Origin of the sequence: Streptomyces incanus (assembly GCF_042656345.1) — a bacterium.
GTDB classification, from domain to species: Bacteria; Actinomycetota; Actinomycetes; order Streptomycetales; family Streptomycetaceae; genus Streptomyces; species Streptomyces incanus.
On sequence record NZ_JBHSPC010000025.1, the window covers coordinates 45,968 to 65,001 of the forward strand.

Sequence of the window (19,034 nt, forward strand, 5' to 3'; positions counted from 1 at the left end):
CATGGGACTCACCATCGGCGTCGACATCGGCGGCACCAAGATCGCGGCCGGCGTGGTCGATGAGGACGGCAACATCCTCTCGGTCCACAAGGTGCCGACCCCGGGCACGCCCGACGGCATCGTGGACGCCATAGCCTCCGCGGTGGAGGGAGCACGTGCGGGGAACGAGATCGTCGGCGTGGGAATCGGTGCGGCCGGATACGTCAACCGCCAGCGCTCGACGGTGTACTTCGCCCCCAACATCGACTGGCGCCAGGAGCCGCTGAAGCAGAAGGTCGAGGCCCGCGTGGGTCTCCCGGTCGTCGTGGAGAACGACGCGAACGCGGCGGCCTGGGGCGAGTACAAGTTCGGCGCGGGCAAGGGCCACCGCAACGTCATCTGCATCACGCTCGGCACCGGCCTCGGCGGCGGCGTCATCATCGGCAACAAGCTGCGCCGGGGCCACTTCGGCGTGGCCGCCGAGTTCGGGCACATCCGGATGGTCCCGGACGGCCTGCTGTGCGGCTGCGGTTCGCAGGGCTGCTGGGAGCAGTACGCCTCCGGCCGCGCCCTCGTCCGGTACGCCACCCAGCGCGCCAACGCGACCCCGGAGAACGCGGAGGCGCTGCTCGCCCTCGGCGACGGCACCCCCGAGGGCATCGAGGGCAAGCACGTCTCCATGGCCGCCCGCCAGGGCGACCCGGTGGCCGTCGACTCCTACCGCGAGCTGGCCCGCTGGGTCGGCGCCGGCCTGGCCGACCTGGCCTCCCTCTTCGACCCCTCCGCCTTCATCGTCGGCGGCGGCCTCTCCGACGAGGGGGAACTGCTCCTCGACCCGATCCGCAAGTCGTACAAGCGCTGGCTGGTGGGCGGCAACTGGCGCCCCGTCGCCGACGTCCGGGCCGCCGAGCTCGGCAACAAGGCCGGCCTGGTGGGGGCGGCCGACCTGGCCCGGGAACCCGACCCCATCATGTGACACCCCCTGCTCCCGACGCCGCCCGCCCGCTCCCCTCCCGGGACCACGGCGGGCGGCGTCGTTCCCGGGTCCGGCTCCGCTCCGGAGCCGAGGGCCATGTCCCGCCATGTGGTGCAGCAGCGATCAAGGCGAAGCCGCAGGCCACTGACCCGGTCCGTTGTGCGCCGTTGTCGGCCCGTACGGCACTTCCGATCGTGCGGGTCGGCGTATCTTGATCCGCATGGCGACGACCCCGCTGCTGCCCGGCTCCCGGACCGAGTCAGACGGTTCGGCCGTGATCCGCGTCCTGAGCTACAACGTCCGGTCGATGCGCGACGACACCGCCGCCCTCGCCCAGGTGATCACCGCCTGTGCCCCCGATCTGGTACTGGTACAGGAGGCACCGCGGTTCTTCCGGTGGCGCAAGAAACTGGCCCGGCTGGCCTCCGCCTCCGGGCTGGCGATCCTCTCCGGGGGCGCCACGGCCGCCGGTCCCGCGATTCTGTGTTCCCTGCGGGCGACCGTCGAGCGCACCGAGGACGTGCTGCTGCCGCTCACCCCGGGACTGCACCGGCGCGGGTTCGCCACCGCCGTCGTACGGTTCGGCGGTGCCCGGCTGGGCGTGCTGAGCTGCCATCTGTCGTTGCAGAAGGACGAGCGGTACGCACAGGGCGGCCTGCTCCTGGACCGGCTCGCCAAGATGGGCGTGGAGCACGCGGTCGCCGGCGGCGATCTGAACGAGCGGCCGGACGGCCGTACCTTCCGTCGGCTGACGGGCGAGGAGCTGACGGACTGCTGGGCGGCGGCGCCCTGGGGCGGCGAGTACACCTCGACCCCCGCCGATCCGCACCAGCGCATCGACGCGCTCTTCGCCACCAAGGGCGTCGAGGTCCTGGGCTGCGGGGTGCCGCACGGTCAGCCCGGGGTGACCGAGACCGACCTGAGGGCGGCCACGGACCACCTTCCGGTCCTGGCCGCCCTCAGAATCCCGGCTGTCTGATCCCCGGACGCCCTCAGACCACCGCGCCCCGGCCCGGGTCGTCGTCCTCGTCGTCCGTGCGCATGCGCATCACCAGCGTGGCGAAGCCGCACAGGAAGCCGCCGATGCACAGCGTGGTCAGCCACCAGGTCATCTCCCAGCCGAGCAGGATCGCCAGCAGGAGCAGCAACGGACCGCCCAGTACCCCCAGCCACGCGAACTTGGACGTGACGTCGGCCTCGGGCAGCGGCGGGGGCTCCGGCGGTACGAAGTGGCCCTCGTCGCCGTCGTCGAAGTCGTCCTCCGAGGGCTCGGACACGCTGTAGTCGCGCGGGCCGCCCACGCCCGGTGCGAAGGCGACCGACCCGCCCAGCGGCTTGACCGGTTTGTCCCCGGCCCGCGTCGGCGCCTCGGCCGGTGCCTCGTCGTCGGCGGCCTCGGTACGTGTGTCGGTGTCGGTGTTGGTGTCGGACTCCAGCAGCGCCAGATCCTCGACCGACTTGAACGGCTTGGCACCCGCCGGGTCCGGCGGCTCGGCACCGTACCCGGCGACGATCGCCTCCCACGCGGCATCCTCGTCGAACGGAACGTCCTGGCCCTGATGCTCCGGGCCACCGCCGTCACGCCCCTGGCCCGCACCTGCCTCGCGCGCCTCCTGGTCCTCACGCCCTTCGCGGTCCTCGCGGTCCGAGTCGTGCTCAGCCACCTGTGGTCGTCCCTTCCATGCCGAGGCCGGGCTCCTTGACGGCGCCGGGTGCGAGCCGCCCGATGAACGCGGTGCTCTCCTGGAAGATCAGCTCCGCGTCATGGTCCAACGTCGCCACGTGGTAGCTCTGTTCCAGCAGGATCTCCGTCACGTCGAGCGACGAGACGCGGCCGAGGATCCGGGCCGAGTCCGCGGGCGGCACCACATGGTCCTGAGGGCTGCGCAGAAGCAGCAGCGGCTGGGTGACCTGGGGAAGCTCGCCGTCGAGCAGGCGCAGGAAGGCGCGCAGGGAGTGCGCCGCGTGCAGCGGCACCCGGTCGTAGCCCACCTCCGTGGCCGACGGGTCCGCGATGTCGCTCGCGATGCCCTTGGTGGTGGGGACGAGATGGCGGAGCACCGGGAGGGCGTGCGCGGCCGCGCCGTGCACCTTGTTCGCCGGGTTGACGATCATGACACCGCTCACCGCGTCGCCGTGCCGCGCGGCCAGGCGCAGGGCCAGCGCGCCGCCCATGGACAGACCGGCCACGAACACGCGCGAACAGCGGTTGCGCAGCAGTCGCAGCTCGCGGTCCACCTCCGCGTACCAGTCCTGCCAGCCGGTGGCCCGCAGGTCCTCCCAGCGGGTGCCGTGCCCCGGGAGCAGGGGCAGCGAGACGGTCAGGCCGTGCTCGGCGAAACGCTCCGCCCACGGGCGCAGCGACTGAGGCGAACCGGTGAAGCCGTGGCAGAGGAGGACGGCGGCCTCCCCGCCCTCATGGCGATACGGCTCGGCTCCGGTCAGGAGCGGCACTTTCGGCCTCCCGGTCGTAAGAGTCGTCGGAGTCGTGGAAAGGGTCGAGGAAAGGGTCGAGGAAGTCGACGGGCTGCACACGGGTTGCAGGACCTTCACCGTACGCGACCACACTGACACCGACCAGGGCCGTAGGAGCCATTGACGGGACTCCGGGTTAGGGTCTGACTCACACGCAGAGGGAAGGCACTCGGTTGTTGTACGGCGCCATGAAGGTCACCATCGGAGGGTCGCTGAAGCTTGCCTTCAGGCCCTGGGTGGAGGGCCTGGAGAACGTCCCCTCCGAGGGGCCCGCCATCCTGGCCAGTAACCACCTGTCGTTCTCCGACTCCTTCTTCCTGCCGGCCGTCCTCGACCGCAAGGTCACCTTCATCGCCAAGGCCGAGTACTTCACCACACCGGGGGTGAAGGGCCGGCTGACGGCCGCCTTCTTCAAGGGCGTGGGCCAGCTCCCGGTGGACCGCTCCGGCGCGCGCGGTGCCGGTGAGGCGGCGATCAGGAGCGGTATAGAGGTCCTCGAGCGCGGCGAGCTGTTCGGCCTCTACCCCGAGGGCACGCGCTCGCCCGACGGCCGTCTCTACCGCGGCAAGCCGGGGGGCCTCGCACGCGTGGCGCTCGCCACCGGCGCGCCCGTGCTCCCGGTCGCCATGATCGACACGGAGAAGGTCCAGCCGCCGGGGAAGGTCGTCCCGAAGCTGATCCGGCCGGGCATCCGCATCGGCAAGCCGCTGGAGTTCAGCCGCTACCAGGGCATGGAGCACGACCGTTTCGTACTCCGCGCGGTGACCGACGAGGTCATGTACGAGATCATGAAGCTCTCCGGCCAGGAGTACGTCGACATGTACGCGACCGCCATGAAGCGGCAGCTCGCGGAGGCGGCGAAGGCCGAGAAGGACGCCGAGAAGGCGGAGAAGGCCGAGCTCGCCCGCGCCGAGAGGGCGGAGAGGGAAGCGGCGAAAGAAGCGGCGAAGGAACTTCAGGAGGAAGCGGAGCAGGAGGCCCGGAGGGAGCAGGCGGCCGAGCAGCGGCGGTCCGACCCCTAGGGCCTGCGGGCGGGGGCCGGGGCCTGGGCCTGGGGGCGAAGGGTGGGGGAGACATGTCCAGGCGCGAGAGAGTCATGAGGATGTCGGTCGAGCAGCCGCTGTGGCGCGCGCTCGCCGGTTACCGGGTCCTCACCATGATGTACGCGGTCGGCCTGTTCGCCACCGCCTACGAGAGGTTCGAGCGTCCCTGGCTCGCCGTCGCCTACTTCGCCCTGGTGGCCTTATGGACACCGGCCACCCTGCCCCAGGTCGCGAACGCCGCCGCCTGTACCAAACGCTTCCTCGCCGCCGACCTGACCATCGCACTCGCCGGCATCCTGCTCACCCCCGTCGCCGACGCCCCGGAGCGGATCGCGGCCGGCGGTCCGACCATGCCGTCGATATGGACCGCGGGCGCGGTGCTCGCCTTCGCCCTCAAGGGCGGCTGGCGCTGGGCCGCCCTGGCCTCCAGCCTGGTCGCCGTCGCCAACCTGGTCGAGCGCGGCAGCCCCGCCAGCGACACCGTGCACAACGTGATCCTCGTCTGGGTCGCGTCCATCGCCATCGGCTATGTCGTCGAGGTCGCCCGCGCCTCCGAGCGCACCCTCGCCCGCGCCCTGGAGATCGAGGCCGCGACCAGGGAGCGGGAGCGGCTCGCGCGGGACATCCACGACAGCGTGCTCCAGGTGCTCGCGATGGTGCAGCGGCGCGGCGCGGTGATCGGCGGCGAGGCGGCCGAGCTCGGCCGGATGGCCGGCGAACAGGAGGTGGCGTTGCGCACCCTGGTCTCCGGCGGCCTGGTGCCCCTCCCCAGAGGGGCGAAGGACACGGCCGGGGGAGCGGCGGACCTGCGCACCGTGGACGGGACCGCCGACGCGGCCGGGGACGGCGCCGACGACGACCCCGTCGACCTGCGGGCCCTGCTGGCACCGTACGCCGGTGCCCTCGTCAGCCTCGCCGAACCCGGGGCGCCGGTGCCGCTCGCGCCGGCCGCCGCGCGGGAACTCGCCGCCGCTGTCGGTGCCGCCCTGGACAACGTACGCGAACACGCGGGGCCCCACGCGCGCGCCTGGATCCTGGTCGAGGACGAACCGGACGAGGTGATCGTCACCGTCCGCGACGACGGACCCGGCATCCCCGAGGGCCGGCTCGCCCAGGCCGAGGGCGAGGGGCGGCTCGGGGTGGCCCTGTCGATCCGGGGGCGGTTGCACGACCTCGGCGGCAGCGCGGAGCTGATCTCGGTGCCCGGCCAGGGCACGGAGGTCGAGCTGAAGGTGCCGAAGCACCACAGCGACGAACAGGACGTACGGGGGAAGGCGGAGCAGCGATGACCGACACGGCGGCCGGAGAGCCGAGCGGGGGGCCGGACGGGAGCGGGCAGGGCCCGATCAAGGTGATGGTGGTCGACGACCACCCCATGTGGCGCGACGCGGTCGCCCGGGACCTGTCCGAGTCCGGCTTCGAGGTGGTCGCCACCGCGGGCGACGGCGACCAGGCCGTGCGCCGCGCCAAGGCCGCCGCCCCCGACGTCCTCGTCCTCGACCTGAACCTGCCCGGCAAGCCCGGCGTTCAGGTCTGCAAGGAGGTCGTCGCCGCGAACCCGGCACTGCGGGTGCTGGTGCTCTCGGCGAGCGGCGAGCACGCCGACGTCCTGGAGGCGGTGAAGTCCGGTGCCACCGGCTATCTGCTGAAGTCCGCCTCCACCCAGGACCTGCAGGACGCGGTGCGCCGTACGGCCGCCGGCGACCCGGTGTTCACGCCGGGCCTGGCCGGACTGGTCCTCGGCGAGTACCGCAGGCTGGCCTCCGACCCGGCACCCGCCCCGGAGAGCGGCGCGTCCAAGGCACCCCGGCTGACCGACCGGGAGACCGAGGTGCTGCGCCTGGTCGCCAAGGGCCTCAGCTACAAGCAGATCGCCGAACGGCTCGTCATCTCCCACCGCACGGTGCAGAACCACGTACAGAACACCCTCGGCAAGCTCCAGTTGCACAACCGAGTGGAACTCGTCCGCTACGCCATCCAACGCGGCCTGGACGACGAGTAGCACCGGCCGACCGGGCAACCGGTCGGCCAACCGGCCCGGCCCTCCCCGAAGTTGACCCTTCCGGTCGAACCGGTGACCCGGGGGCCGAAACGCGCCGCTCCGGTCCGGTCCGGCCCGGGCGCATCCGCCCCGGCCCCGTATATTCGCGCACAAGGCGGTTGCCGCGTACGGCAGTCGTCGGGTACGGAAGAGTTCCCGGCACGACCCTGGAGTGACCCTGTGGAAATCCTCGCGTTCGGTGTGCAGGCCGACGAGAAGCCCTTGATCGAGCGAGCCTTCCGAGGGCACCACGAGGTGCGCGGCCTGCATGTCTTCCTCAACGAGGACACCGCCCCCATCGCGGCGGGCCACGAGGTGATCTCCACCAGCGTCAACTGCGACCTCGGCGCCGGAGTCCTGGAGAGCCTGGCGGCCGGCGGCACCCGGATGATCGCCCAACGGTCCACCGGCTTCAACAACGTCGACCTGAAGACGGCCGAGCGGCTCGGCCTGACGGTCGCCCGGGTGTCGTACTACTCCCCCTACGCGGTCGCCGAGTTCGCCTGGGCCCTCGCCATGGCCGTCAACCGCCGTATCGTCCGTGCCTCCACCCGCACACGGGACTTCGACTTCCGCCTCGACGGGCTGATGGGCCGCGACCTGCACGGCCGCACCGCCGGCGTGATCGGCACCGGCAAGATCGGCGAGGCGTTCACCCGGATCGCGCACGGCTTCGGCATGCGGCTGCTCGGCTGGGACGTCGTCGAGAACCCCGCCTGCCGGGACCTCGGCATGACCTACGTGCCCAAGGAACAGCTGCTCGCCGAGTCCGACCTGGTCAGCCTGCACCTCCCGCTGCTGCCGGAGACCCTCCACCTGATCGACGAGGCCGCCCTGCGGACGATGCGGGACGACGCGATCCTGGTGAACTCCAGCCGCGGCGGACTCGTCGACACCGCCGCGCTCGTCGCCGAACTGCGCGCGGGCCGCTTCACCGGCGTCGGACTGGACGTGTACGAGGCGGAGGCGGGCCTGTTCTTCCTCGACAAGTCCCTGGAGGCCATCGAGGACGACACCCTGGCCCGCCTCGTCACCTTCCCGAACGTGCTGGTCACCTCCCACCAGGCGTACTACACCGTGGACGCCGTCGGCCAGATCATCGACACCACGGTGGCCAACGTCCTCGACTACACCGAGGGCCGCCGCTCGGAGAACGTCCTGGTCCCGCGCAGCTGACCCATCAGCTCGGCGACGATCGCCGCGCCGTTCAGGGTGAGCACCGACTCGGGGTGGAACTGCAGCGCCGCGAAGCCGGGCCCGCGCAGCGCGTGCACCTCGCCGTTCGCCGCGCGGCTCACCTCGATGCCGTGCGCCGCCAGCTCCGCCGCCGCCCCGTCGTCGCAGCGCGCGACGAAGCTGTTGTAGAAGCCGACCGTCTCCGGTCGGCCGAACAGGTCGATCTCCGTCTGCGCCCCCTGGTAGGGCACCTCCTTGCGGACGGTCTCCAGCCCCAGCTCGGCCGCGATCAGCTCGTGGCCGAGGCAGACACCGAAAACGCCGTGGTGCCGGTCCGCCCCGATCACCTCGGCGGTCAGCCCGCGCAGGAACCGCATCCTCGGGTCCTGAGTGTCGGACGGGTCACCGGGGCCGGGGCCCAGCACGACCGGGCCGTCGTGCCCGAGCACCGTCTTCCGCAGCCCGGGCTCGTCGTACCGCCGGACGGTGACCGTGAGCCCCGACGCGCGCAGCACATGCGCGAGCATCGCAGTGAACGTGTCCTCCCCGTCGACGACCAGTGCGTGAGCGTCCAGGACCGGACCGTCCAGCGCATGACCGTCCAGGGTCCGGCCGACCGGGCCGTCCGACGGCCGCTGCTCCCGCATCCGCAGCCAGAACGGGGCCAGCGAGGCCCGCCGACCGTCCAGCGCCGCCCGCACCCGGGGGTCGTCCGCCAGCCGCGGCCGTACGGACTCCTCGCGCGGCCGCCCGGGACGCACCCCCAGCGCGGCCAGTACCCCGGCCGCCTTCGCGTGGGTCTCGGCGACCTCGCCCGCCGGGTCGGAGCCCCGCACCAGCGTGGCGCCGACCGGCACCCGCAGCCGCCCGGCCGCGTCGATGTCGGCGGTGCGGATGAGGATGGGGGAGTCAAGGGTCTGGGCCCCGCCCGCGTCCCGGCCGAGCAGCGCCAGCGCACCCGCGTAGTAGCCGCGCCCGCCGGACTCGTGCCGCTCGATCACCCGGCAGGCGTTCTGCACCGGCGACCCCGTGACGGTCGCGGCGAACATGGTCTCCTTCAGAACCTCCCGCACATCCAGCGAGGACCGGCCGCGCAGCTCGTACTCGGTGTGCGCGAGGTGCGCCATCTCCTTCAGCCGGGGCCCGACCACGACCCCGCCCATGTCACCGACGGTGCACATCATCTTGAGTTCCTCGTCGACGACCATCGACAGCTCCTCGATCTCCTTGCCGTCGGCGAGGAACTCCAGCAGATGCTCGGGGGTCGGCCCGCCGGCCGGGTAGCGGTAGGTGCCGCTGATCGGGTTCATCACGACCGTCCCGCCGGACGCCCGCACATGCACCTCGGGGCTCGCCCCGACCAGCGTCCGCCCTCCCGCCTCCCGCCCGGTGTGCACCACGAACGTCCAGTACGCGCCCCGCTCGCCCGCCAGCAGCCGCCGGAACAGCGCCAGCGCGTCGGCCCGCCCGAACCCGGGGATCCCGCCCTCGTAGGTCCGCCGGATCACGAAGTTGGCGCCCTCGCCCCGCCCGATCTCCTCGCGCAGCACCCGCCCGACGATCCCGGCGTACTCGTCGTCGTCGACGTCGAAGCCGCCGCCCTCCACCCGCACGGCGTGCGCGGGCAACTGCTCCAGGGCCTCGGCGAGCGGGATCTCGTGGCGCTCCTCAGGGGTCAGCACCAGCAGCGGGGCGCCGTCGTCGCGCACGTCGAAACCGCGCTCCCGGATCTGCCGGAAGGGGATGAGAGCCAGCCCCTCGTCGGGAAGGTCGGCCAGGCGGTCACGGGGGGTGACGGGGCCGAGCAGCAGCTCCACCACGGTGTCGTCGTGGCCGGGCGTGCGGCGGCGCAGCAGCGCGAACGGACGGGGATCGTCCAGCAGGTCGAGCAGGTTCATCGGTCGTGGTCCCTCGATGTGGGAGGGCCGACCCGCGGGCGCCGCGCGGTCCGCGAACGCCGAAAGGCCGCCCCTCGGGCGGCCTTCGCGAAGTCTTGCGTACGCGCTACAAGGTCAGTGGGCCGCCGGAGAAGCGGGCCACCACCAGTTCTGGGAGGAAGGGTTCTGAGCCGAACCGATCCGGGTCGAAAGCGCGGACATGTGACGCACCCTAGCGCATCCGCCGGGGACGGCTCCGACGCGTCCGTCGTCCGATCACGGAGCGCGTTCCCCGTCTCACTTCCTGGGCATCGCCCGGATGGCACCGTCCCACCCCGTAATGTTGAGGTGTGACCGTGAACGCTAAGACCAGCCCGAGCGCTGGCAACACCTGGCGAGACCTGCCCGCGGTGCAGCAGCCCGAGTACCCCGACACGGAGGCTCTGCGCGCAGTGATCGCGGACCTCGAGTCGTATCCACCGCTCGTCTTCGCGGGCGAGTGCGACCAGCTGCGCGCCCGGATGGCGGCCGTCGCCAAGGGAGAGGCGTTCCTCCTCCAGGGCGGCGACTGCGCCGAGTCCTTCGACGCGGTGTCCGCCGACCACATCAGGGCCAAGCTGAAGACACTGCTCCAGATGGGCGCCGTACTGACGTACGCCGCGTCCGTGCCCGTGGTGAAGGTGGGCCGGATCGCCGGCCAGTACTCCAAGCCGCGCTCCAAGTCGACCGAGACCCGCGACGGCGTGACGCTGCCCACCTACCGGGGCGACTCCGTCAACGGCTTCGACTTCACCGAGGCCGCCCGCGTCCCGGACCCCGAGCGGCTGAAGCGGATGTACAACGCCTCGGCCTCCACGCTGAACCTGGTGCGCGCCTTCACCACCGGCGGCTACGCCGACCTGCGCCAGGTGCACGCCTGGAACCAGGACTTCGTGAAGTCGTCCCCGTCCGGCCAGCGCTACGAGCAGCTCGCCCGCGAGATCGACAACGCGCTGAACTTCATGCAGGCATGCGGGGTCGAGCCGGAGGAGTTCAAGACCGTCGAGTTCTTCTCCTCGCACGAGGCGCTGCTGCTGGACTACGAGTCGGCGCTGACCCGCGTCGACTCGCGCACCGGACAGCTGTACGACGTCTCCGCGCACATGGTGTGGATCGGTGAGCGCACCCGGCAGCTGGACCACGCGCACATCGAGTTCGCCTCGAAGATCCGCAACCCCCTCGGCATCAAGCTCGGCCCGACGACGACGGCCGAGGAGGCGCTGCAGTACATCGAGCGTCTCGACCCGGACCGCGAGCCCGGCCGGCTGACCTTCATCGTCCGCATGGGCGCGGACAAGATCCGCGACAAGCTGCCCGGGCTGGTCGAGAAGGTCACCGCCTCCGGCGCCACCGTCGCCTGGGTGACCGACCCGATGCACGGCAACACCTTCGAGGCGGCCTCCGGCCACAAGACCCGCCGCTTCGACGACGTGCTCGACGAGGTGAAGGGTTTCTTCGAGGTCCACAAGGAGCTCGGCACCCACCCCGGCGGCATCCACGTGGAGCTCACCGGTGACGACGTCACCGAGTGCGTGGGCGGCGGCGACGAGATCTTCGTCGACGATCTGCACCAGCGCTACGAGACCGCCTGCGACCCGCGGCTCAACCGCAGCCAGTCGCTGGACCTGGCGTTCCTCGTCGCCGAGATGTACCGGGACCAGTAGGCAGCGGCGGCGGGGGGTGACCGGTACCGGTACCGGTCACCCCCCGCTCATCTGCCGAAACGGCGAGGGGTGGGGCACGGATCACATGGAATCCGACCCCACCCCACTTTTGTGCCCTTCGGGCGACGGGTAAGGTTAGGTTTGCCTCACCGATCGGGAGTCGGGACGGCACGACCCACGCTACGTCGGGAGGTGAATCGCGTGTTCGTCTGCAGCTGCTTCGGAGTGACCGAGGAACAGGTGAAGAGTCACGCGGATGCCGGGGCCTGCACTCCCCGGCAGATCGCCTCCGTCTGCAAGGCCGGCACCGACTGCGGCGGCTGCGTGCGACGCATCCAGGCGCTGCTCGGCCGTGACGCCTTCCCCCGCCGGCAGCCGGCCGACCAGGGCCGGTCGCCCCTCGCGACGGAGTTCCCCGAAGCCGCGTGAGCCCTGTCGGTCCAGTGGGCGGTCTAGTGGGTCGAGAACCCACCCGTTCCCGGGCCTGAGGGGTCCGGCTGGGACTGCTCGATCACCGTCGACAGGTACAGCGCCTCGCCCAGCTTCTCGATGAGTTCCAGTTGGGTGTCCAGGTAGTCGATGTGGTGCTCCTCGTCGGCGAGGATCGCCTCGAAGATGTTGGCGGACGTGATGTCGTTCTTGTTGCGCATGACCTCCACGCCCCGGCGCAGGCGGTCGATGGCCTCGACCTCGATTTTCCGGTCGGCCTGGAACATCTCCGTCACCGTCTGCCCGACCTGCACGTGGGAGAGCCGCTGGTAGTTGGGCAGGCCGTCGAGCAGCAGGATGCGGTCGGTGAGGAGTTCCGCGTGCCGCATCTCGTCGAAGGACTCGGCGCGCGTGTACTCGGCGAGCTTGGTCCACCCCTTGTGGTCCTGCAGTTTCGAATGCAGGAAGTACTGGTTGATCGCGGTCAGCTCGGCGGTCAGCTGCTCGTTGAGGAATTCGATGACTTCGGGGTCGCCCTGCATCGCAGAGGCTCCTTCCGTACGAATGAACGGGCCAGGTGCGCCGCATGATTCCACCGGCGGAGAAGGTCGTCCAGTAAGTGTTGACTTAGTAAGTAAGGGCGTACTTGCTGTTATTTGACCCGCATTGCCCAGTTTCATGGGGCCCCGGTCCGAGGCGTTACGCCGGGTCTGTCAGGATGGAAGCATGGGTCAGCCGGCGGAACGCGAATCGGGAGAGCGCGCAGCGGAGGAAGAGGCACGGTTCGAGCTCCCGCCGGGGCAGCGACTGCAGAAGGGCTGGCCGGTCACGCACTACGGGCCGGTGCCCAAGTTTCGGCCCGAGCGCTGGGAGTTCAGGGTGTTCGGCGCCACCGCCGACGGCGACAAGCACTGCTGGAACCATGAGGAGTTCACGGCCCTGCCGTACCGCAGCGTCGTGGCCGACCTGCACTGTGTCACCAAGTTCAGCATGCTCGGCGCCGAATGGGGCGGCATTCCGTCCCGTACCCTCCTGGAGCTCGCCCCGCCCGCGCCCGACGTCACCCATGTGATGGTCTGGGCCGAGTACGGATTCAGCTCCAACCTGCGCCTGGCGGACTTCGCGTCCGAACGGGCCCTTTTCGCCACCCACAAGGACGGCGAGCTGCTGACCGCCGAGCACGGGTTTCCGCTCCGTCTGGTCGTCCCCCATCTGTACGCCTGGAAGGGACCCAAATGGGTCCGTGGAGTGGAGTACATGACCGCCGACCGCCGCGGTTTCTGGGAGGAGCGCGGCTACCACAACATCGGCGATCCCTGGAGGGAACAGCGTTACTCGTACCAGGAGGAGCCCGGGGAGGGCCCCGAGCTCTGAGCCCGGTCCGGCGCGCGTCACCCAGGACCGCGGGGGGCTACGACGCTCCCCGGAGCTTCTTCAGCCGCTCCACGTCCGCCGCATGGCCCTCCTTGCCGCCGGGCGTCTCGATGATCAGCGGCACGCCCTCGGTCGCGGGGTGCGTCATCAACGCGCGGAACGGGTCCTCGCCGATATGGCCGTCGCCGATGTTCGCGTGACGGTCCTTGTGCGCGCCGACCACATCCATGGAGTCATTGGCGTGGATCAGTTTCAGCCGTCCCTCGCCGACCGTGTCCACCAGCAGATCCAGTGTTTGATGCATCCCGTTCGGCCCGGTCAGATCGTGGCCGGCCGCGAAGACATGGCAGGTGTCCAGGCAGACGCCCAGTTTCGGGTGGGCGTCCAGCACCTCGAAGTACGGCCCGAAGTCCCAGGTCCGCGAGCAGAGGGAGGAACCCTGGCCGGCCGTCGACTCGAGGAGCAGGAACGGGTCGTCGTCATGGGTGAGCTCGTCGAGCAGCGGCAGCAGATACTCCCGTACCTGCGCCAGCGCCACCGACCGCTCCCGTCCACCCGTCGCGCTGCCGGTGTGGACCACCACGCCCAGCGCCCCGATCTCGCGCCCGCGCCGCAGCGAGTGCCGCAGTGACCCGGTGGACCGCTCGGCGGTCGCCCGGGTGTGGGACCCGAAGTTGATCAGGTACGGGGCATGCACGTACGCCGGGATCGACTCGGCCGCGCACGCCTCGCGGAAGGCCTCGTCCTGCTTCGGGTTGCCGGCCGGCGTCGCCCAGCCGCGCGGGTTGGCGACGAAGACCTGAACGGCCTCCGCGCGCAGCTCACGGGCGTAGGACAGACCGACGGAATGCAGACCGCCGGCCACGGGGACATGGCCGCCGACCGGGTTGCGGGCAGGGCCGGACAGGTGAATCTTCACCCTTCCAGGGTGTCATGCCGTTGTCCGGCGGCCGTCAGTGGACCAGCGGGCCCGGCGGCCGCCGGCGGGCAGGGGGTCAGCGGATCTTGAGGGTGATCGTCGAGCCCTTGGGCGCGGTGTCCCCGCCCGCCACGGACTGCCCCCTGACCGTGTCGCCGAACAGGCCGAGGAGCCCGCGGTCCTCCTCCACCTGGAACCCGGCCGCCTCCAGCGCCTTTGTGGCCTCGCCCACGCTGTCGCCGACCACGTCGGGAACCTCGATCATCTCGGGTCCCTTGGACAGCGTGAGCGTCACGGTGTCCCCCTCGACGGCCTCACTGCCCGCCTCCGGGCTCTGCCGGACCACCCGGCCCGCGTCGTGCTCGGAGGTGATCCGCTCGGTGGCGATCTCCACCTCGAGGCCGGCCGCCTCCAGCTCGGCGCGCGCGTCCGCCGACTTCTGGCCGGTCACGTCGGGGATGTCCACCGGGTTGCCCTTGCTCACGGTGAGCGCCACCGCCGAGCCCGCACGGACCTCGGTGCCCCCGGCCGGCCCGGTGGAGATCACGGAGCCCTTGGCCACGTCCTCGCTGAACTCCCGGGTGACCATGCCCGGCTCCAGGCCCACGTTCTTCAGCGTCGCCCGCGCCTTGTCCAGCGCGACGCCGCCCACATCGGGCACCTTCACGGTCTCCGGCCCCTTGGAGAGGGTCAGCGAGACCGAGTCGGTGCCGCGGATACGGGAGCCCGCCGCCGGGTCCGTACGGATCACCGTGCCCCGCTTCACGGAGTCGCTGTACGCCTCCTCGACCCGGCCGACCTCCAGCCCGGCCTCCGCCAGCCGGTCCCGGGCCTCCTTCTCGGTCTTCGCCAGCAGCGGCGGGACCTTGGTGAACTGGCCCGAGTTGATGTACCAGACGCCCGCTCCGGCGCCGAGGACCAGCAGCACCACGACGACGATCGTCATCGGGCCGCGCAGCAGCGCCGGAGCGCGCAGCCCCGGGCCGCGCCGGGGCGGCAGCGGCGCCGGGGTCCGGAGCCGGCTGGTGCGGTGGTAGGAGTCCGCCCCGCCGCCGCGCCCGTGCCGCTCGTCGTCCTCGTCGACGGGCAGCGGGCGGGGCACCGTCAGCGCGCGCGGGATGACGCTCGTGCGGTCGTCCCCGTTGTGGTGCTCCGACGACAGCGCCTGTGGCGGCAGCGCGTCCAACTGCGCCGCGTCCAGGCCGCCGCGGGCCTCGCGGGCCTGTGCGAGCAGCGCCACCGCGTCGTACGGACGGACCTCCGGGTTGCGCGCGGTCGCCGACGCGACCAGCTCGTCCAGCGCGTACGCCATACCGGGGACGACGGCCGACGGTGGCGGCACGTCGTCGTGCAGATGCTTGTAGAGCACGATCGCGGGGGAGTCGCCCTCGTGCGGCCGCTCACCGGTCAGCATCTCGTAGAGCAGGATGCCGCACGCGTAGACGTCCACACGGGGGTCGGCGGTACCGCTCTCGATCTGCTCCGGTGCCAGGTAGGAGACCGTGCCCAGCACGGTGCCGGTGGTGTTCGTCACCGTGCCCACACCCCGGACCAGGCCGAAGTCGGCGACCTTGACCCGGCCGTCGTCCCCTATCAGGACGTTCTCCGGCTTCATGTCCCGGTGCACGAAACCGGCCCGGTGCGCGGCACCGAGCGCGGCCAGCATCGGCTCCAGGATGTCCAGCGCGGCGCGCGGCTGCAGCGCCCCGCGCTCGCGCAGCACGTCCCGCAGGGTGCAGCCGGCGATGTACTCCATCGCCAGGTACACGTACCCCCGGTCGGTGCCCTGGTCGAAGACCTGCACCACGTTCGGATGGTCCAGACGGGCCACCGACTTCGCCTCGCGGATGAACCGGTCGACGAAGGAACCGTCGGCGGCGAGCGCCGGGTGCATCACCTTGAGCGCGAGCACGCGGTCGAGGCGGGTGTCCACGGCCCGGTAGACCGTGGCCATCCCGCCGACCGCGATACGCGCCTCGACGCGATACCGACCGTCGAGCACCTGCCCGACCAGAGGGTCCTGAAGGGTCGTGTCCACGCAGGGAGTCTACGAGCAGCCGCCGACACCCCCAGCCGCTTCGTCGCGGATCGGGCCGCGACTGCAGCCGACCTGTGACGCAACCCACGCATGCGTGCGGCTCGGGAAGGGTGTGGCTGCGGCCCGGGACCACGCCCACCGCAGGTGCGGTTCTGGCCCGGGATCGTGCTCCGCGGCGGATGCGGTCCCGGCCCGGCAATGTGTTCCGACGGGCCCGATCCGGAACCAGGGTCATGCTCCGGCGCGGATTCGGCTCCGGCTCCGGAACACATCCCGGCGCGGATTCGGCTCCGGCCCTGGAACACATCCCGTCGCGGGCACGGGTACCGGCTCAGGGAGGTGGCGGGATGCGGTCCGGGCCACGGCGCGGCAGCCGCCGAGGGCGGTGCGCATCCACGAGGGGCCCCCAGCCCCCGACCGACCGGAAACGGGTGGCGCGTGGAGGGGAGAACAGCCCGGTAAGGGCGTGCAGATCAATGGCACACCATTTCGGTTCCGCGCCTGCGCCATGTGCTGGAAGTGGCCGACCTGCGGCGACGTCGCACCGAGCAGGCGCCGAGGTCGGCACCACCGGGGCGTAGACCCGCGTGTCGTCCGGAGGCGCGCTCCAACGGCAACCCCCTCAGAACGCGGGCCGCTCCGGATCCAACGCGGCAAGGCCCTCGGCAGGAGACGAGGCCTCGGCGAAGTGCCGCCGCGGAATCCGCCCCGCCCGCCTGGCCAGCCGCCCCGCCTCGACCGCACTGCGCATGGCGGCGGCCATCAGCACCGGCTCCTGCGCCCGCGTCACCGCCGAGGCGAGCATCACCCCCGCGCACCCCAGCTCCATCGCCAGCGCCGCGTCCGACGCCGTACCGGCGCCCGCGTCCAGGATCACCGGCACGCGCGCGCGCTGCGTGATCAGCTCGAAGTTGTGCGGGTTGCGGATGCCGAGCCCGGACCCGATCGGTGACCCCAGCGGCATGATCGCCGCACAGCCGGCGTCCTCCAGTTTCCGTGCCAGCACCGGGTCGTCATTGGTGTAGGGCAGCACCGTGAACCCGTCGTCGACCAGCCGCTCCGCCGCCTCCAGCAGCTCGATCGGGTCCGGCAGCAGGGTGCGCTCGTCGGCGATGACCTCCAGCTTGACCAGATCGGTGCCGAGCGCCTCCCGCGCCAGACGCGCGGTGAGCACCGCCTCACCGGCGGTGTAGCAGCCCGCCGTGTTCGGCAGCACCCGGATGCCCAGCTTGTCCAGCACCGACAGGACCGATCCGTGCACCGAGGCGTTCACTCGCCGCATCGCCACGGTCGTCAGCTCCGTACCGGACGCCACCAGCGCCCGCTCCAGCACCTCGAGGCTGGGCGCCCCGCCGGTCCCCATGATCAGCCGGGACGTGAAGGACGTACCGCCGAGAACGAACGGATCGTCGGCCATGGTCAGCCTCCTTGGACGGCGGTCAGGACTTCCACCCGGTCACCCTCGGAGAGGGACGTGAGCGGCCACCGCGTGCGCGGGACGACGGTCTCGTTGAGGGCGGCGGCCACCCCGGAGGGAGCCGAGGTCAAAGTGGCGACCAGAGCGTCGAGCGCCGTACCGGAAGCCACCTCGCGCGGCGCGCCGTTGACGGAGAGGGAGACGGTGTCGTGGGCCGTGGCATTCGCCGGATCGTTCATGCGGGTTGCTCCGTGAGTGCGGCGGCGGTGAACCGCCGGGGCGTGAAGGGACGTGCCTGGGCCGGGAGTTCACCGGTGGTCAGGACCTCGGCCAGAACGTCGCCCGTGACCGGTGTGAGCAGCACGCCGTTGCGGTGGTGCCCGGTCGCGAGGACCAGCCCCGCCAGCGCGGACGGGCCGAGCAGCGGCGCGTTGTCGGGGGAGCCGGGGCGCAACCCGGCCCGGGTCTCGGTGAGCGGCAGTTCGGTGATCCCGGGGACGAGTTCGTGGGCGTCGCGCAGCAGTTCGTACACCCCGCCCGCGGTGACGGTCGTGTCCCAGCCCTGTTCCTCACTGGTCGCCCCGATCACCAGCTCCCCGCTCTCGCGCGGCACCAGGTACACATGGCTGCCGCGCACCACCGCGCGTACCGTCCGGCTCAGGAACGGACCGAACCGGTCCGGCATCGCGAGCCTGACCACCTGCCCCTTCACCGGACGTACCGGAGGCAGCGCCTGGGCCGGGATCCCCGCGAGCCGCCCGCTGAGGCTGCCGCCGGCGAGCACGACCTGCCCGGCGCTCAGCGCGGCGCCGTCGGCGGTGACCACGCCCGTGGCCCGCTCCCCGGCGACGGCGAGCCGCTCGGCCCACGCGCGGTGCATCACCACTCCCGCCCGCTCGCAGGCGGTCACCAGCGCGGCCGCCAGGCGCCGGGGGTCGATCTGGTGGTCGCCGTCCACCCGCAGCCCGCCGCGCACACCCGGTGCGAGCATCGGCTCCAGGCGTCGGCACTCCCGCCCGGACAGCCACTGCGCGTCGAGCCCCGACTGCTGCTGCAGGACGTGCAGTTCGCGCAGATGGGCACGGTCATCGGCGTCCAGCGCGACCGCGAGCGTGCCGCAGCGGCGGTAGCCGAGGTCATGGCCGGTGGCCTCGGTGAGCTCGGCCGCGAAGTCGGGGTAGCGGCGCGCGGAGGCGAGATTCAGACCGAGCAGGGTCTGCTCGCCGTAGTGCAGTTCCGTGACGGCGGCCAGCATCCCGGCGGCCACCTGGGCGGCGCCGGCGCCCGGCTCGGGGTCCAGCACGGTCGTGGTCAGTCCGCGCTGCGCGGCCCGCCAGGCCGTGACCAGGCCGATGATCCCGCCCCCGACGACGAGGACGTCCGGAGAACGTCCCGGAGCGCGCGGGGTGCCCGAGGTGTGTGTGGGCGACATGGGCGTCCAGCCCCTCCCTTCGCCGGCATGACCCGGATCAGGTTCATACGGTCGGAGGCCGCCAGCCTCCCTCTCAGCCCGGTGCGCCCGGACTCCCGCGAGTGCTTTACCGTGGCCAGCCTAGCCCCGGAACAATGCCGGAACAACGAACGGGC

At 71.8% G+C, this 19,034-nt stretch carries 18 protein-coding genes and 1 riboswitch; of the genes, 9 read left to right on the forward strand and 9 right to left on the reverse strand.

The genetic code is table 11. The features are described 5' to 3' along the window. Position 1 precedes the first annotated feature (1 nt). Together ACFP2V_RS09905 and ACFP2V_RS09910 are read left to right on the forward strand one after the other, a co-directional pair. Positions 2 to 955 carry an ROK family glucokinase gene (locus ACFP2V_RS09905; RefSeq protein ID WP_381208610.1) on the forward strand — a complete coding sequence of 318 codons (954 nt, stop codon included), beginning with the start codon at positions 2 to 4 and terminating at the stop codon, positions 953 to 955. Between the two features lie 220 nt (positions 956 to 1,175). After that, positions 1,176 to 1,934: an endonuclease/exonuclease/phosphatase family protein gene (locus tag ACFP2V_RS09910; RefSeq protein ID WP_381208613.1), complete on the forward strand. Its 759-nt coding sequence runs from the start codon at positions 1,176 to 1,178 to the stop codon at positions 1,932 to 1,934. A 13-nt stretch (positions 1,935 to 1,947) separates the two neighbouring features. On the opposite strand, the gene ACFP2V_RS09915 is transcribed toward ACFP2V_RS09910, so the two are convergent. Together ACFP2V_RS09915 and ACFP2V_RS09920 are read right to left on the reverse strand one after the other, a co-directional pair. After that, the gene (locus tag ACFP2V_RS09915; RefSeq protein ID WP_381208616.1) at positions 1,948 to 2,619 is read right to left on the reverse strand and encodes a hypothetical protein; all 672 of its coding nucleotides are present in this window, start codon (positions 2,617 to 2,619) and stop codon (positions 1,948 to 1,950) included. Then, a complete protein-coding gene (locus ACFP2V_RS09920) occupies positions 2,612 to 3,409 on the reverse strand; it encodes an alpha/beta hydrolase (protein ID WP_381208619.1) in 798 nt (265 codons plus the stop codon). The genes ACFP2V_RS09915 and ACFP2V_RS09920 overlap by 8 nt, the downstream gene beginning before the upstream one ends. 209 nt (positions 3,410 to 3,618) lie before the next feature. Between ACFP2V_RS09920 and ACFP2V_RS09925 the strand changes: the two genes are divergently transcribed. The 4 genes from ACFP2V_RS09925 to ACFP2V_RS09940 all read left to right on the forward strand — a co-directional run bounded on the left by ACFP2V_RS09925 (position 3,619) and on the right by ACFP2V_RS09940 (position 7,690). Then, entirely contained in the window at positions 3,619 to 4,452 is an 834-nt protein-coding gene (locus ACFP2V_RS09925; RefSeq protein WP_381208622.1) for a lysophospholipid acyltransferase family protein, read from the forward strand. Positions 4,453 to 4,505: 53 nt separating this feature from the next. Beyond that, complete coding sequence (macS, locus tag ACFP2V_RS09930; protein WP_381208625.1) at positions 4,506 to 5,762, forward strand: MacS family sensor histidine kinase; 1,257 nt, start codon at positions 4,506 to 4,508, stop codon at positions 5,760 to 5,762. Further along, entirely contained in the window at positions 5,759 to 6,475 is a 717-nt protein-coding gene (locus ACFP2V_RS09935; RefSeq protein ID WP_381208628.1) for a response regulator, read from the forward strand. The genes macS and ACFP2V_RS09935 overlap by 4 nt, the downstream gene beginning before the upstream one ends. A gap of 219 nt (positions 6,476 to 6,694) precedes the next feature. After that, a complete protein-coding gene (locus ACFP2V_RS09940; RefSeq protein ID WP_381208631.1) occupies positions 6,695 to 7,690 on the forward strand; it encodes a 2-hydroxyacid dehydrogenase in 996 nt (331 codons plus the stop codon). Here ACFP2V_RS09940 and ACFP2V_RS09945 read toward each other — a convergent pair. Continuing rightward, complete coding sequence (locus tag ACFP2V_RS09945) at positions 7,642 to 9,588, reverse strand: anthranilate synthase family protein (RefSeq protein WP_381208634.1); 1,947 nt, start codon at positions 9,586 to 9,588, stop codon at positions 7,642 to 7,644. The genes ACFP2V_RS09940 and ACFP2V_RS09945 overlap by 49 nt on opposite strands. A gap of 329 nt (positions 9,589 to 9,917) precedes the next feature. On the opposite strand from ACFP2V_RS09945, the gene ACFP2V_RS09950 reads away from it, so the two are divergent. After that, positions 9,918 to 11,270: a class II 3-deoxy-7-phosphoheptulonate synthase gene (locus ACFP2V_RS09950; RefSeq protein WP_381208637.1), complete on the forward strand. Its 1,353-nt coding sequence runs from the start codon at positions 9,918 to 9,920 to the stop codon at positions 11,268 to 11,270. A gap of 192 nt (positions 11,271 to 11,462) precedes the next feature. Beyond that, positions 11,463 to 11,699 (forward strand): (2Fe-2S)-binding protein, encoded by a 237-nt coding sequence (locus tag ACFP2V_RS09955; RefSeq protein ID WP_381208640.1) that lies wholly within the window; start codon positions 11,463 to 11,465, stop codon positions 11,697 to 11,699. 23 nt (positions 11,700 to 11,722) lie between these two features. Here the strand turns inward: ACFP2V_RS09955 and bfr are convergent, their stop codons facing one another. After that, positions 11,723 to 12,241: a bacterioferritin gene (gene bfr / locus ACFP2V_RS09960; RefSeq protein ID WP_381208643.1), complete on the reverse strand. Its 519-nt coding sequence runs from the start codon at positions 12,239 to 12,241 to the stop codon at positions 11,723 to 11,725. A gap of 184 nt (positions 12,242 to 12,425) precedes the next feature. Here bfr and ACFP2V_RS09965 point away from each other — a divergent pair, with 184 nt between their 5' ends. Continuing rightward, positions 12,426 to 13,073, forward strand: coding sequence for a sulfite oxidase-like oxidoreductase (locus ACFP2V_RS09965; protein ID WP_381208646.1), 648 nt, complete (start codon positions 12,426 to 12,428; stop codon positions 13,071 to 13,073). Between the two features lie 37 nt (positions 13,074 to 13,110). Here ACFP2V_RS09965 and ACFP2V_RS09970 read toward each other — a convergent pair whose 3' ends face one another. The 5 genes from ACFP2V_RS09970 to thiO form a co-directional block, all read right to left on the reverse strand. Continuing rightward, on the reverse strand, positions 13,111 to 13,992 hold the full coding sequence (locus ACFP2V_RS09970; RefSeq protein ID WP_381208649.1) for a deoxyribonuclease IV: 882 nt from the start codon (positions 13,990 to 13,992) through the stop codon (positions 13,111 to 13,113). Positions 13,993 to 14,068: 76 nt separating this feature from the next. Beyond that, the gene (gene pknB, locus ACFP2V_RS09975; RefSeq protein WP_381208652.1) at positions 14,069 to 16,030 is read right to left on the reverse strand and encodes a Stk1 family PASTA domain-containing Ser/Thr kinase; all 1,962 of its coding nucleotides are present in this window, start codon (positions 16,028 to 16,030) and stop codon (positions 14,069 to 14,071) included. 622 nt (positions 16,031 to 16,652) lie between these two features. Then, positions 16,653 to 17,447 (reverse strand): thiazole synthase, encoded by a 795-nt coding sequence (locus ACFP2V_RS09980; protein WP_381208655.1) that lies wholly within the window; start codon positions 17,445 to 17,447, stop codon positions 16,653 to 16,655. A gap of 2 nt (positions 17,448 to 17,449) precedes the next feature. Beyond that, the gene (gene thiS, locus ACFP2V_RS09985; RefSeq protein ID WP_381208658.1) at positions 17,450 to 17,686 is read right to left on the reverse strand and encodes a sulfur carrier protein ThiS; all 237 of its coding nucleotides are present in this window, start codon (positions 17,684 to 17,686) and stop codon (positions 17,450 to 17,452) included. Then, positions 17,683 to 18,879 (reverse strand): glycine oxidase ThiO, encoded by a 1,197-nt coding sequence (thiO, locus tag ACFP2V_RS09990; RefSeq protein WP_381208661.1) that lies wholly within the window; start codon positions 18,877 to 18,879, stop codon positions 17,683 to 17,685. Before thiO ends, thiS begins: the two co-directional genes overlap by 4 nt. Beyond that, a riboswitch (TPP riboswitch) is annotated at positions 18,877 to 18,988 on the reverse strand. (Overlaps the previous gene by 3 nt.) Positions 18,989 to 19,034: the final 46 nt, after the last annotated feature.